Source organism: Xanthomonas massiliensis, assembly GCF_900018785.1.
Lineage (GTDB): Bacteria > Pseudomonadota > Gammaproteobacteria > Xanthomonadales > Xanthomonadaceae > Xanthomonas_B > Xanthomonas_B massiliensis.
In genome coordinates, this window is sequence record NZ_FCOY01000007.1 from 150,189 (window position 1) to 164,484 (window position 14,296).

The 14,296-nt window shown below is 69.4% G+C and carries 10 protein-coding genes; 6 read left to right on the forward strand and 4 right to left on the reverse strand.

Annotated elements, in window-relative coordinates; all coding sequences use genetic code 11:
• The first annotated feature begins 123 nt into the window (after window positions 1–123).
• The gene (locus BN3794_RS10840) at window positions 124–3,057 is read left to right on the forward strand and encodes a TonB-dependent receptor plug domain-containing protein (protein WP_066097346.1); all 2,934 of its coding nucleotides are present in this window, start codon (window positions 124–126) and stop codon (window positions 3,055–3,057) included.
• A gap of 449 nt (window positions 3,058–3,506) precedes the next feature.
• Here BN3794_RS10840 and BN3794_RS10845 read toward each other — a convergent pair whose 3' ends face one another.
• Window positions 3,507–4,139: a TetR/AcrR family transcriptional regulator gene (locus BN3794_RS10845; RefSeq protein ID WP_066097347.1), complete on the reverse strand. Its 633-nt coding sequence runs from the start codon at window positions 4,137–4,139 to the stop codon at window positions 3,507–3,509.
• A gap of 141 nt (window positions 4,140–4,280) precedes the next feature.
• Between BN3794_RS10845 and BN3794_RS10850 the strand changes: the two genes are divergently transcribed.
• The 3 genes from BN3794_RS10850 to BN3794_RS10860 all read left to right on the forward strand — a co-directional run bounded on the left by BN3794_RS10850 (window position 4,281) and on the right by BN3794_RS10860 (window position 8,219).
• On the forward strand, window positions 4,281–5,198 hold the full coding sequence (locus tag BN3794_RS10850; RefSeq protein WP_066097348.1) for an alpha/beta fold hydrolase: 918 nt from the start codon (window positions 4,281–4,283) through the stop codon (window positions 5,196–5,198).
• Window positions 5,195–7,669, forward strand: coding sequence for an acyl-CoA dehydrogenase (locus BN3794_RS10855; protein ID WP_066097349.1), 2,475 nt, complete (start codon window positions 5,195–5,197; stop codon window positions 7,667–7,669). The genes BN3794_RS10850 and BN3794_RS10855 overlap by 4 nt, the downstream gene beginning before the upstream one ends.
• 73 nt (window positions 7,670–7,742) lie before the next feature.
• Entirely contained in the window at window positions 7,743–8,219 is a 477-nt protein-coding gene (locus BN3794_RS10860; protein ID WP_066097350.1) for a hotdog fold domain-containing protein, read from the forward strand.
• 387 nt (window positions 8,220–8,606) lie between these two features.
• Here BN3794_RS10860 and BN3794_RS10865 read toward each other — a convergent pair whose 3' ends face one another.
• Both BN3794_RS10865 and BN3794_RS10870 read right to left on the reverse strand, forming a co-directional pair.
• Window positions 8,607–9,884 carry an NTP/NDP exchange transporter gene (locus BN3794_RS10865; protein ID WP_066097351.1) on the reverse strand — a complete coding sequence of 426 codons (1,278 nt, stop codon included), beginning with the start codon at window positions 9,882–9,884 and terminating at the stop codon, window positions 8,607–8,609.
• A gap of 78 nt (window positions 9,885–9,962) precedes the next feature.
• The gene (locus BN3794_RS10870) at window positions 9,963–10,844 is read right to left on the reverse strand and encodes a DMT family transporter (protein WP_236493245.1); all 882 of its coding nucleotides are present in this window, start codon (window positions 10,842–10,844) and stop codon (window positions 9,963–9,965) included.
• 178 nt (window positions 10,845–11,022) lie between these two features.
• On the opposite strand from BN3794_RS10870, the gene BN3794_RS10875 reads away from it, so the two are divergent.
• Window positions 11,023–12,393 carry a serine hydrolase domain-containing protein gene (locus BN3794_RS10875; RefSeq protein WP_066097353.1) on the forward strand — a complete coding sequence of 457 codons (1,371 nt, stop codon included), beginning with the start codon at window positions 11,023–11,025 and terminating at the stop codon, window positions 12,391–12,393.
• Window positions 12,394–12,463: 70 nt separating this feature from the next.
• On the opposite strand, the gene BN3794_RS10880 is transcribed toward BN3794_RS10875, so the two are convergent.
• Window positions 12,464–13,372 carry a LysR family transcriptional regulator gene (locus BN3794_RS10880; RefSeq protein WP_066097354.1) on the reverse strand — a complete coding sequence of 303 codons (909 nt, stop codon included), beginning with the start codon at window positions 13,370–13,372 and terminating at the stop codon, window positions 12,464–12,466.
• A 117-nt stretch (window positions 13,373–13,489) separates the two neighbouring features.
• On the opposite strand from BN3794_RS10880, the gene BN3794_RS10885 reads away from it, so the two are divergent.
• A complete protein-coding gene (locus BN3794_RS10885; protein ID WP_066097355.1) occupies window positions 13,490–14,209 on the forward strand; it encodes an SDR family oxidoreductase in 720 nt (239 codons plus the stop codon).
• Window positions 14,210–14,296: the final 87 nt, after the last annotated feature.

Genomic DNA, 14,296 nt, shown 5'->3' on the forward strand with positions numbered 1-14,296 from the left:
TCTTTAATTCGGCCTGCAAGGTGACTACCATCGGTCCACCCTGCAGGCCTTGGCTCTCTCCTTGGGCGCCTCCTGCAGGCAATCCTTGGCTTTACCCAAGAATCCACTTGGAGAGAGAACGTTATGAATTGCAGGACCAACAAACTGCGCGATGCCGTCGTGCTCGCGCTGATCGCCGGCACCGCTGCCGGCGCCGCGCAGGCGCAGGACAGCGCTTCCCAGCCCACCAACCTCGACCGCATCGAAGTCACCGGTTCGCGCATCCGCTCGGTCGACGTCGAGACCGCGCAGCCGGTGTTCACCCTGAGCCACGAGGACATCCAGCGCTCCGGCCTGACCAACGTCGGCGACATTCTGCAGAACCTGAGCATCAGCGGCACCCAGAACTTCAGCAAGGCCGCGGTACTGACGTCCAACCCGGAGCAGGGCGGGCAGTACGTCAACATCTACAACCTCGGCGAACAGCGCACCCTGGTGCTGGTCAACGGCAAGCGCTGGACGTCCACCCTCGCCGGCTACACCGACCTGTCCACGATCCCGACCTCGCTGATCGACCACATCGACATCCTGAAGGACGGCGCTTCGGCGATCTACGGTTCCGATGCCGTGGCCGGCGTGGTCAACATCATCCTGCGCAAGAACTTCGACGGCGTGGAAGCCTCCGTCCAGTACGGCCAGAACAGCCTGGGCGACGGCGCCAAGACCCAGTACTCGCTGACCATGGGCAGCACCGGCGAGCGCTCCTCGATCATCTTCGGCGCCAGCTATACCAACGAAGATCCGGTGTGGGCCAAGGACCGCGAACTGACTCGCTACACCTATGGCCCGAACCATGCCGAGGATGGCCTCTCCGGCACCGGCCCCTGGGGTCGCTTCACCGACCCGCGCGCCGAGGGCACTGCCGGCGCCGGCGTTTACAACAGCCGGGGCGTTTGGGTACCGAACAATTGGGTCATCAACCACACCGGCACGTGGGATGGCAACGGTGTCGGTGCCGACGCCACCGATCTTGGCAACTACCATACCCCTGTCGGCATCGACGACTACTACAATCCCACCCAGCAGATGATGCTGGCGCAGAAGACCACCAGCAAGTCGGTCTTCACCTCGGCCTCCTACGACGTCACCGACAACATCACGTGGAAGACCACGGCGATGTACACCGACCGCGAGTCGACCGCGCAGGTCGCCGGCTATCCGCTCACCTCCGGCTCCCAGCCGTCGTTCCCGGTCTACATCGACGGCGACAGCTACTACAACCCGATGCCGGGATACGACCTGACGTTCTACCGGCGCATGGTCGAGATGCCGCGCGTCACCCGCAACAACGCCAAGAGCCTGCACATCGACTCGTCGCTGGAAGGCAGCTTCAACGTCGGCGACCACGGCTGGAACTGGGACGCGGGCCTGAACTACAACAAGTTCGAGGTCCACACGACCTCGACCGGCAACGTCAACCTGCTGGCGCTGCAGAAGGCCCTCGGCCCGTCGTTCCTCAACAGCGAGGGCGTCGTCCAGTGCGGCACCGCCGACAACCCGATCCCGCTGGGGACCAGCATGGGCCTGGGCCAGTGCACCCCGTTCAACATCCTGGGTGGCCCATCGGCCTCGACCGCCGATGCGTTGGCCTACATCAGCACCCTCGGCCAGTCGTCGCTGCAATCGGTGACCAAGCAGGTCTTCGCCGACGTCACCGGCGGCCTGTTCGACATGCCGGGCGATGCGGGTGAGTTCTCGTTCGCTGCCGGCGTCGAGCACCGCAAGGTGAACGGCTACGACTATCCCGACCAGATGAGCAGCGCCGGTTACACCACCGACCTGGCCGGCTGGGCGACCAAGGGCAGCTACAACGTCAACGAGGCCTACCTGGAATTCATGATCCCGGTGCTGAAGGATCGCCCCTTCGCCAAGGAGCTCTCCTTCGACATCGCCGGCCGGTACTCGGACTACTCGAACTTCGGCAGCACCACCAACACCAAGTTCAGCCTGACCTGGAAGCCGTTCGACGACCTGCTGGTGCGTGGCACCTACGGCAAGGGCTTCCGCGCCCCGACCCTGGACGACACCTTCGGCGGTGGCACGCAGACCTTCGACTACTACACCGATCCCTGCGATGCCCAGTTCGGCTCGCGCGGCAACCCGGCGGTCGATGCCCGCTGCTCGGCCGAAGGCCTGGCTTCGGACTTCCGCCAGACCGACAGTGCCGGCAACCCGGTGACCGCACGTGACACCCAGGGCAACACCCCGTTCCAGGCCGGCGTCGGCAACGATTCGCTCAAGCCCGAGACCAGCCGTACCCGCACCATCGGCCTGGTCTACAGCCCGAGCTGGGCCGAGGGCCTGAACGTGTCGGTCGATTGGTACCGGATCTCCGTGTACAACATGATCACGGCGATCAGCGCGGACTACGTGCTGAACCAGTGCTACCTGGCCGGTTCGGCCCAGTACTGCGACCAGTACGCGCGTGATGCCACCTCCGGCCAGGTGGTGAGCCTGAGCCGCGGCAACGCCAACCTGGGCCAGATGGAAACCGAGGGCTATAACGTCGGCGTGAACTACCGGCTGCCGGAATTCGGCGTCGGCCAGTTCACCTTCACGCTGGATGCCAACTACCTGTCCAAGTTCCGCGAGCAGAGCACCTCCGACGCGGGCTGGAGCGACTACGCCGGTTACTGGAACTTCCCGCGCGTGCGTGGCACCTTCGGCGTGAACTGGAAGAAGGGCGACCTGTCGGCGAGCTGGGACCTGCGCTACTACGGCGGTTTCCGCGACTACTGCTGGGATACCGACGTGGAGTGCAACGACCCGGGCTACACCACCCCGAACGCGGGCTGGGGTGGCGGCGACGGCGCCAACAAGAAGGGAGCGATCACCTATCAGGACGTTTCGCTGACCTGGAACGCGCCCTGGAACGGCACGGTCACCGTGGGCGCCCGCAACGTCTGGGACAAGAAGCCGCCGATCACCTACTCGCTCGACAACAACAGCTCGTCGTCGATCGACCCGATGCTGGACTACGATCGCTACGTGTTCATGCAGTACACCCAGCGCTTCTGATCTAAGCAGTCACCGGCAATGCAGAGCGGCCCCGGAAACGGGGCCGCTTTCTTTTTGGGTCGCCCGCTTGTTGAGTGGTCCGCCTGATAGTCGGCTTGGCAAGCGCTCCAAGGAACCGGCGTAGGGACGCTTCTCCCGTACGGAGAAGCAGCCGGGCTCCCCGCGGCTCGATCGAAGCATCGATGGCCGTCTGCCGCGGCCGTTTGGCGTGAAACCGGCAACGATTCGCTGAACGGCCCTCGCCTCGCGCAGGACTGGCGACGCCATCGAGCCGCTGGCAAGGCATTGTTCCGGCACCGGACATCGGCACGCCACACCCGTGCACGACGATCGTCCAGGTTCGGCACATTGACCACCCGGCGCGGCCGCGTCCGGGCCTTGCAGCATCTGCCAGGCGACGGCCTGACGAGTGAAGCCTCGGTTGCCGCCCCATCGGCAACGCGGTGCGGTTACGCCGGGATCAGCGTCGCGATGACGTGCTCGACATAGGCCTCGAAATCGTCGCGGTCCTGCTTGGGATGCTCGAACTGCTGGGCCAGCTGCAGGAAACCGACATAGGCCGCGTAGGCCAGGCGGGCGCGGTGGCGCGCGTCGGTCGAGCTGAGCCCCGCCTGGCGGAAGGCGACGACCAGGTAGTCCATGCGGCTCTTGGAGACCCGGTCGATCACCGGGCCCACGGCAGGATGGTCCAGCGCCTTGAGCAGCTCGCTGTAGATCACGTGCGGCTTGACCTCGTGCGCGACGACCTGGAACAGCGCGCGCAGGCGCTGGCGCGGATCGGGCACGTCGGCCAGCGAGCCGAACACGTTTTCCTGCTCGAACTGTTCCCACTTCTCCAGCGCCGCCTGCAGCAGCGCGTCGCGCGAAGGGAAGTGCCAGTAGAAGCTGCCCTTGGTCACGCCCAGTCGCCGCGCCAGCGGCTCCACCGCCACCGCTCCCACGCCCTGCTCGGCGATCAGGTCCAGCGCCGCCTGGGCCCAGTCGTCGGCGCTCAGCCGATGGGTCCGGGAAGATGCAGTGGAACCGGTTTCACCCGGCCGTACAGGCGCAGTCGTCGCCTGGGAATTGTCGGTATCTGCCATCGGGGGATTTAACCATACGGCAGCGTTGGTTGCAGTATGTCGGTGAAGCCTAAGGTCTGATCGGCAAGCCCGGGCGGGCGGGCCCTCTTCTCCATACCCAGCAGTATTGACTTTGCCGGGGCGCCGACCATACCATTGGGTATGGTCACCCCGACTCTCTCGCTGCCGGACATCCGGCCGCTGCGCCTGTGCGGCGGCGGCGGGCTGGCGCTGGCTGCCACGCAGATCGGGACGGATCGCCGCGGCACGGTGGTCATGGCCCATGGCTTCGGCCAGACGCGCCACGCCTGGACCGGCACCGGCCTGGCGCTGGCCGGTGCCGGTTACCGCGCCGTGGCCTATGACGCGCGCGGCCACGGCGAATCCGCCCGCAATCCGGCAGGCACCGCCTACGACGGCCAGCAGTTCACCGACGACCTCATCGTCGTGGCCGGCGAGCAGCCGCGGCCACCGGCGCTGGTGGCCGCCTCCATGGGCGGGCTGTTCGGCCTGCTTGCCGAGGCGCGCTGGCCCGGCCTGTTCTCGGCCCTGGTGCTGGTGGACATCACCCCGCGCTGGGATACCGCCGGGCTGGAGCGCATCCTGCGGTTCATGACCGCCCATCCGGCAGGATTCGATTCGCTCGAGCATGCTGCCGACGCCATCGCGGCCTACCTGCCGCACCGTCCGCGCAAGTCGGCCGGGGCATTGCAGGCGTTGCTGCATCGCGACGAGGCCGGCCGCTGGCAATGGCACTGGGACCCGCGTCTGGTCGAGGAACTGGCCCGCGACAGCGAGCGCCACCAGCACGCGCTGGCCGAGGCGGCACGCCAGGTCCGCTGCCCGATCCTGCTGGTTAGTGGCGGGCGCAGCGACTTGGTCACGCCGCAGACCGTCACCGAATTCCTCGCGCTGGCGCCACACGCCACCCACGTCGAACTGCCGCAGGCCACGCACATGGTGGCCGGCGACGACAACACCGCCTTTACCGCCACTGTGCTGGATTACCTGGACGCTCTGCCCACGGCCCCCACCCGTGCAACGTCCGCCACCGAGTACGTCACCGGAGCCCATCCATGAGCATCGTCGTTCCCTTCCTCCTGATCCTGCTGGCGGGCGGCTTCGCCGCCTACCACCGCCTACGGCTCGCCGCGTGGACGGCCATCAGCGCCGTGCTGCTGGTGGCGTGCTGGCTGCTCGGGGCCAGCCATGGCGCCACGATCGTGGCGGCGGTGATCGTCGCGCTGGTCGCCGTGCCGGTGCTGCTGCCGTTCATCCGCAAGCCGCTGCTGACCACGCCGCTGCTGGGCGTGTTCCGCAAGGTGCTGCCGCCGCTGTCGCAGACCGAGCGCATCGCCCTGGAGACCGGCTCGGTCGGCTTCGAGGGCGAGCTGTTCACCGGCGATCCGGACTGGCAGAAGCTGCTGGACTACCCCAAGCCGCAGCTCAGTGCCGAGGAGCAGGCCTTCCTCGACGGCCCGGTCGAGGAGCTGTGCAAGATGATCGACGACTGGGAGATCACCCACGTCCGTGCCGACCTGCCGCCGCAGGTGTGGGACTTCATCAAGAAGAACAAGTTCTTCGGCATGATCATCCCGAAGGAATACGGCGGCCTGGGCTTCTCCGCGCTGGCCCACCACAAGGTGATCCAGAAGATCGCCTCGATCTCCAGCGTGGTCAGCTCCACCGTCGGCGTGCCCAATTCGCTCGGCCCGGGCGAGCTGCTGGTCCACTACGGCACCCGCGAGCAGAAGGACTACTACCTGCCGCGCCTGGCCGCCGGCCAGGAAGTGCCGTGCTTCGGCCTGACCGGCCCGTTCGCCGGCTCCGACGCCACCTCCATCCCCGACTACGGCATCGTCTGCAAGGGCGAGTGGAACGGCGCCAACGTGCTCGGCGTGCGCCTGACCTTCGACAAGCGCTACATCACCCTGGCGCCGGTGGCGACGATCATCGGCCTGGCCTTCCGCATGTACGACCCGGACGGCCTGCTCGGCGAGACCCGCGACATCGGCATCACCCTGGCGCTGCTGCCGCGCGAGACCGCCGGCGTCGAAGTGGGCCGCCGCCATTTCCCGCTCAACTCGCCGTTCCAGAACGGACCGGTGCGCGGCAAGGACGTGTTCATCCCGCTGAGCCAGCTGGTCGGCGGGCCCGACTGGGCCGGCAAGGGCTGGAACATGCTCAACGAGTGCCTGGCCGTGGGCCGCTCGATCACCCTGCCCTCCACCGCCAGCGGCGGCGCCAAGGCCGGCGCGGTGATCACCGGCGCCTATGCGCGCATCCGCAAGCAGTTCGGCATGTCGGTCGGCCGCTTCGAGGGCGTGGAAGAGGCGCTGGCACGCATCGGCGGCAAGGCCTACAAGATCAGCGCGCTGTCGCAGGCCACCGCCGCGGCGGTGGACCGCGGCGACGTGCCGTCGGTGCCCTCGGCCATCGCCAAGTACCACTGCACTTCGATGAGCCGCGAATGCATCGCCGACGTGATGGACATCATCGGCGGCAAGGGCATCATCCTGGGGCCGCGCAACTTCGCCGGCCGCAGCTGGCAGGCCTCGCCGATCGCGATCACGGTCGAGGGCGCCAACATCATGACCCGCAGCCTGCTGATCTTCGGCCAGGGCGCGATCCTGTGCCACCCGTGGGTGCTGCAGGAAATGAAGGCGGCGCAGGACCCGGATCGCCGCGCCGGCATCGAGGCCTTCGATCGGAGCCTGTTCGGCCACATCCGCTTCGGCATCTCCAACGCGGTGCGCTCGTTCTGGTTCGGCATCACCGCCGCCAAGTTCGGCGCGGCGCCGGGCGATGCCTACACCCGCCGCTACTTCCGCAAGCTCGACCGCTATTCGGCCAACCTGGCGCTGATGGCCGACGTGTCGATGCTGATGCTCGGCGGCAAGCTGAAGTTCAAGGAGTCCCTGTCCGGGCGCCTGGGCGACGTGCTCAGCCACGTCTACATGACCAGCGCGATGCTCAAGCGCTACCACGACGAGGGCGCGCCGGAAGTCGACAAGCCGCTGCTGGCCTGGGCCTTCCACGACAGCGTGCACAAGATCGAGGAGGCATTGTCGGCCGCGCTGCGCAACTTCCCGATCCGTCCGGTCGGCTGGGCGCTGTGGGCGCTGATCTTCCCGTTCGGCCGCCGTGCCGAGGCTCCCGGCGATCGCCTCGGCCATCGCGTGGCCTCGCTGCTGATGTCCACCAACGAAGCGCGCGACCGCCTGGCCCACGGCGTGTTCCTGACCCCGGGCGAGCACAACCCGGGCGGGCGCATCGCCAGCTACCTGGCCAAGGCGGTGGCCGCCGAGCCGGTGGAGCGCAAGCTGCTCAAGGCGATCAAGGCCGGCAGGATCCAGGCCCTGGAATTCGCCGGACAGCTGGAGGAAGCGGTGCGCGGCGGGGTGATCACCGCCGAGGAGCGCAGCCAGCTGGAGGAACTGCGCGAGATCACCCTGGACACGATCTCGGTGGACGATTTCGATACCGAGGAGCTGCGCTCGGCCGGCTACGTCCACCTGGAGCAGCACGAAACCGGCCGCGCCGCGGCCTGATTCCAGCCCGCCCCGGCTTCACCCACGACGGCGGACCCAGGTCCGCCGTCGTCCGTTGCAAGGAGCCTGCACGATGGCCTCGCGCCTGCTGGACCTGTATCGCCGCATCTCGCCATGGCCGGCAGGGCACTGGCTGTTCTCGCGCCTGGTATGCCTGAAGGCGCCCTACTTCGCCTCGATCGCCCCGACCATCACCTGCCTGCAGCCCGCTCGCTGCGAGGCGCGCATGGCCCATCGCCGGCGCGTCGCCAACCATCTCGGCACCGTGCACGCGATCGCCCTGTGCAACCTGGCCGAGCTGGTGGCCGGGGTGATGGTGGACGCCTCGCTGCCGGCCGGCATGCGCTGGATCCCCAAGGGCATGCAGGTGCGCTACCTGAAGAAGGCGGTCGGTACCCTGCAGGCGGTGGCCACGCCGCAGTCGCAGCTGCGTCAGGCCGACGCCGGCTACGACCTGCCGGTGCAGGTGGTGGTCCGCGATCCAACCGGCGAGGCGGTGTTCACCGCCACCATCGACATCTGGATGTCGCCGCGCCCGGCCAAGCCATGACGGCGGCCACGCCTGCGGCGAGAGGCCGGGCCGCCAGGCGCGAGCCGTGCGGCGGCAGCGCGACGACGCCGGACCGGTGAACGCGGGAAGCGACCGGACAGCGCCCAAACCGGGGCAGCGCGGTCCCGCCATCCGTCGCCCCCCGGTCGACGAGATGGCATCGGCCTTGCCGGACACGGTCCTGTCGCCGACGCTCCCCAGGATCGGCGATTGCCCGTGCGGCATGGGTGGCCCATTCCATCCACATCGCATGCCGCCAAGTCCGCGGCCGCCGGGTCATGCCACAGCCGCGGCCAGCCCAGCGCCCAGCCGTCACATGCGCCCTTGCCTCACCGGCACTGCGCCCCCTGACCGCGGGATGCCGCGCCACGGACCGCGGCTGGCGAATCAGGAACGCTCCGTCAGCCGCGCCAGGCGCCAGCCGATCCAGCCCGAGGTCGCCGCGGCCAGGCCCGCCAGCAGGGCGAAGCCGGGCACGCCCATGCCGAGTGCGCGCAGGCCGTTCATCGACGTGGCCACCACCACGTCCCCGGCGCGCCAGACCGCCGTGTCCACCGCGTTCTTGCCCTGGTAGCGCAGCTCGCGCGGCACCCGCGTATACAGGCTCTCGCGCGCCGGGCCGACCATGCCGTAGGACAGCGAGCGGGTCACGATCAGCGCCAGCACCGCCCACGGGAACACCCACAGCACCGGCACGAACGGCGTGGCCGACATCGCCGTGGCCAGCAGCACCGCCACGCTGGCCACCGCCCAGGCACCGATCGGCGCGGACGCGCCCCAGCGCACCAGCAACCAGCGGGTGACGGTCAGCTGCACGATGATCTGGGTGATGTTGGTCACCGCGTCCACGCGCGCGGCGAAGCGCGTGCGCGCCACCGCGTCGGCCACGAAGGTCGCGTGCGAGTAGTCGGTCATCAGCACGTAGCCGACCGTGCCGATGCAGTCGCCCAGCAGCATCAGCAGCGCCATGTTGCGGATGAAGGGCTGGGTGAAGACCTGCTTGAGTCCGTCGAACATGCCGCCGCCGACCGCGGCGGCGTTGCCGGCCTCGTGGCGGCGGGCGCCGTAGCGATCGGCCCAGCGCCCCAGCCACAGCACGCAGGCCAGCGCACCGAACAGCAGCAGCGCCGAGACCACCAGCAGCGGCGCCACGCCGATCACCCCGACCAGCTGCTCGGTCAGCAGCGGCCCGCACACCGACCCGGCCACGCCGCCCAGGCCGATCACCGGATACAGGCGGCGGGCCTGCTCGTTGTCCCAGATATCGGCCATGAAGCTCCAGAACACCGACACCACGAACAGGTTGAAGGTGCTCACCCACACGAAGAACACGATGCCCAGCGCACGCGGGCTGAGCAGGCCGGAGCTGGTGAACAGCGGCACGAAGCCGACCAGGCAGGCGGCGAAGAACACGTACACCGCCGGCACGAAGATCCGCCGCGGCCAGCGCACGGTCATCCAGCCGAACACCGGCGTCAGCACCAGCGTGGCCACGAAGGTGCCCAGCCAGAACCAGGGCAGCTGGGTCGAGCCGACCGCCGCCGAGAGCTGCTCGCGCACCGGCCGGATCACGTAGTAGGACGCCAGCACGCAGAAGAAATAGAGGAACGAGAACACAACGGCGGTGCCTTCGCCGGTGTGCACCCTGCGCTGCTTGGCGTGCATCGCCCGTATCCGAACGTGGGAAGCGCGCAAGGTAGCCGATGCGCGGAGCCGGCGCCAATGCCCGCGGGCCCGACGCGCTCAGTCCGGCTGGCGGCGCGCCGCGTGCGTGGTCAGCCAGACCCCGGCCGCGGACAGCACGAAGCCGGCCGCCTTCGTCCAGGTGACCGGCTCGCCGAACCAGGCCCGCCCCATCATCGCAGTGACCGCCGGCATCAGGAAGAACAGCGAGGCCACCGAGGCCGCCGCGCCACGCCGGATCAGCATGAACAACAGGGTGAAGCCGCCGATGGAATTGACCACCACCAGCCAGGCCAGCGGCCCGAGGAACGCCGTTCCCGCGTCGTGGACGAACCCCTCGCCGGCGGCGAACGGCAACAGCACCAGCGCCGCCGCCGCGTTCTGCACGGCCAGCCCGCAACGCGGATCCACCGCCGAGGCATGGCGCTTCTGGTAGACGGTGCCCAGCGCGATGCCCACCAGCCCCACTCCCAGGCCGATCCACGCCGCGGCCGAGGCGGCCGGCTCCAGGCGGTCGGCCACGACCATGGGCACGCCGGCCAGGCCGATCCCCAGGCCCAGCCAGCCACGCCGGTCCAGGCGCTCCTGTCCCGATGCGGCCGACATCACGGCCACCAGCAACGGCATGCAACCGATCACCAGCGCCGAAATGCCGGCGTTGGCACCGTGCAGGAACGCCCAGTACACCCCGCCGAAGTGGCAGGCCAGCATCAGCACGCCGGCGACCGCGCTGTACGCGGCCTGCGTCCACGTCGGCCAGCGCGCGCGGAGCGCCAGGCCCATCCCGGCGAAGAGCAGGGCGGTGATGCCGAACCGCCACGCCAGCACCGTGAACGGCGCGCCATGGGCCACCGCCAGCTTGCCGGCGATGTAGCCGGTGCACCACACCAGCACGAAGGCCAGCCCCATGCCCTGCCCGCGGGAGTATCCGGATTGCGCCATGGCCGCCATGCTGGGGCAGGCGTGCCGCCGCGCGCCACGCGACCTTGGTCCGATATCCGCCACCGCCATGCAAATCGCGTTGTGCATCAAGGTATTGGACCGGGTTCATCGAGCGGTTTGTGCAATCGCGGAAAGCGGCGCTAGAATCGGGCGCGGCGTCCCCGGAGCATCCAACCCGATGAAAGAAGTAGGCAAGCGTCGTCGCTTCCGCGCGGCAGCGACAGGATTGCTCGGGGCCTTGCTCCCCCTCGCGCTCGCCTCCACCGCGCAGACGCCCGCCCCGACGACGCAGACCCTGGCCTACCGTCCCGACGCGGTGCCGGCCACCCAGCCGGCCGCCTGGCGCCCGGCGTCCCCGGCGACCGACGTCAAGCCGCTGCCGGCCACCTTCAATGTCGCCGCCTTCGAGTCCATGGCCGAGCAGCTCACCGCCGGCCAGCGCGTGCCCGGCATGGCGATGGCCATCGTCCACGGTGGACGGGTGATCTCCGCGCGCGGCTACGGTGTCACCGACGTCAGCCACCCGACGCCCGTCGATGCCCATACGCCGTTCCGCCTGGCCTCGCTGTCCAAGGCCTTCGCCGGCACCATGGCCGGCCTGCTGGTCAACGACGGCCAGTTGCGCTGGGACAGCAAGGTCACCGACTTCGTGCCCGGCTTCCAGCTGTCCAACCCGGAAGCGACGCGGCGGCTGACCGTGGCCGACCTGGTCAGCCAGCGCGCCGGCCTGCCGTCCAACGCCTACGACCGCGACATCGAGGCCAACGCCGACTACTACACGGTGACCCGCAAGCTGGCGAGCACGCCGCTGCGCTGCATGCCGGGCACCTGCTACTCCTACCAGAACGTCGCCTTCAGCCTGATCGGCGACGTGGTCTATGCCGCCTCCGGCAGCTTCTACGAGCAGTCGGTGGAACGGCGCATCTTCAAGCCGCTGGGCATGAACGACGCCAGCCTCGGGCTGGCCGGGCTGGAATCGAGCCCGCGCTGGGCGCGCCCGCACGTGCGCAGCCGCAACGGCTGGGTGGCGCTGACGCCCAAGCCGACCTACTACCGCCTGGCCCCGGCCGCCGGCGTGAATGCCAGCGCCAGCGACATGGCGCAGTGGCTGATCGCCCACACCGGCCACCGCCCGGACGTGCTGCCGGCGCCGCTGCTGGCCACGCTGCACGCGCCGCTGATCCCCCCCCCCGCCGAGATGCAGGGCGGCTGGCGCCGGCAGCGCGTCAAGTCGGCCGGCTACGCCATCGGCTGGCGCGTGCTCGACTATTCCGGCCACCAGGTGATCTTCCATGCCGGCGCGGTGCAGGGCTATCGCGGGCTGGTGGCGATGGTGCCCGAGCGCGACCTCGGCATCGCCATCCTGTGGAACGGCGAGAGCACGCTGCCCTCGGGCCTGTTGCCGACCATGCTGGACCGGGCGCTGGGCCTGCCGGCGCAGCGCTGGCTGGACGTGGAGGACGACTTCGGCAGCGACAACCTGCTGGCCGAGCGGCCGGAGCCGGCGGCCGGGGTGTCCTCGGCCAACGCCAAGGCCTCCCCGCGCTGAGGTTCCCCGCCTCCTGCCGCCATCGACGCCCCGCTGCCGCGGGGCGTTCGTTTTCCGGCGGCGGCCGCGCTCAGTCCCAGCGCCAGGCCTGTTCCAGTTCGGCGGCCAGGAAATCCACGAACAGGCGCACGCGCGGCGCCAGCTGGCGCCCGCCGCCGACGCCCGGATACACCGCGTGCAGGGGCGCGGAGGCGATGGCCAGCTGCGGCAGCACCTGGACCAGGCGCCCGCTGTCCAGGTCGTCGACCACGTCCCAGATCGACTTGCGCGCGATTCCCGCCCCTTCCAGCGCCAGGGCGTGCACCGCCTCGCCGTCGTCGCACACGATGCTGCCCTGCACGCGCACCACGGCCTCGCCGTCGTCGCTGCCGAAACGCCATTCCTCCACCGGGGAACGCCCGATCAGCAGGCAATCGTGGTCGGCCAGGTCGGCCAGCGTGCGCGGCATCCCGCGGCGGGCGAGATAGGCCGGCGCGGCGCACAGGATCCGCCGGTTGGGGGCCAGCGGCCGGGCGATCAGGCGCGAATCGAGCAGCGTGCCGTAGCGGATCGCCAGGTCGAAGCCCTCGCCGACCAGGTCCACCACCGTGTCGCTGAGCGAGAGCTGCACCTTCAGGTCCGGGTGCCGGGCGGCGAACCGCGCCAGGCGCGGCACCAGCTGGCGGCGGCCGAATGCATTGGGCGCGGACAGGCGCAAGGTCCCGGTCACGCGGCCGCGCAGGCTGCCCATGGCGGCCTCGGCCAGGTCCACTTCCGCCAGCAGCCGGCGCACGTGTTCCAGCAGTACCTGGCCCTCGCCGGTGGCCGAGAGGTGGCGCGTACTGCGGTGGATCAACCGCGCCTGCACGCGCCGCTCCAGCTGCGCCAGGCGCTTGCTGACCACCGCCAGCGACAGCCCGGATTCGCGCGCCGCCGCCGACAGGCTGCCCAGGCTGAGGATGCGCTCGAACAGGCGCAGGTCGGTCAGGTCGTCGAGCATGGCCGCATTGTCAACCCAAACGAAACAATCCATTCATCGTATCAGTACAACCACGCGGCCAAGCGGGCCGAAAATGCCATCTGCTTATTTCGATTCATGCCGGAAGGGAAAAGAAAAATGGACAACGCATTCGCTGGCAAATCCGTGCTCGTGGTCGGCGGCAGTTCCGGTATCGGCCTGGCCACGGCACGCGCCTTCGCCGATGCCGGGGCGCAGGTGACCATCGCCTCGCGCAGCCAGGCCAAGCTCGACCAGGCCGCCGCCGAGATCGGCCATGGCGTGCGTACCGCGGTCCTGGATACCACCGACGACGCCGCGGTGGAGGCCTGGTTCGCCGTCCACGGCCCGTTCGACCACGTGGTGGTCAGCGCCGCGCAGACGCCCGGCGGCCCGGTACGCGAGCTGCCGCTGGCCGATGCCTACAAGGCCATGGACAGCAAGTTCTGGGGGGCCTACCGGGTGGCGCGGGCGGTGCGCATCAACGCGCGCGGCACGCTCACCCTGGTCTCCGGCTTCCTCAGCGTGCGCCCGGGCAACTGGGTGCTGCAGGGCGCGATCAACGCCGCCCTGGAGTCGCTGGGACGCGGCCTGGCGCTGGAACTGGCGCCGGCCAGGATTCGCGTGAATACGGTTTCACCGGGTATGATCGCCACTCCGCTGTGGGGCGGCATGGAACCCGCGGCGCGCCAGCAGATGTACGACGACGCGGCAGCCAAGCTGCCCGCCCGTGCAATGGGCCAGCCGGAGGACATTGCCAACGCGGTGCTGTTCCTGGCATCGACGCCTTACGCCACCGGTTCGACCGTCCTGGTCGACGGTGGCGGCGCGATCGCCTGAGCCGTCCGCGGCAACCACAGCGCGTATTTCGGAAGCGGTGCATCGGGGAAGGTCCAGTGGCCTTCCCCGGTCGTGCTGCCTCTCACC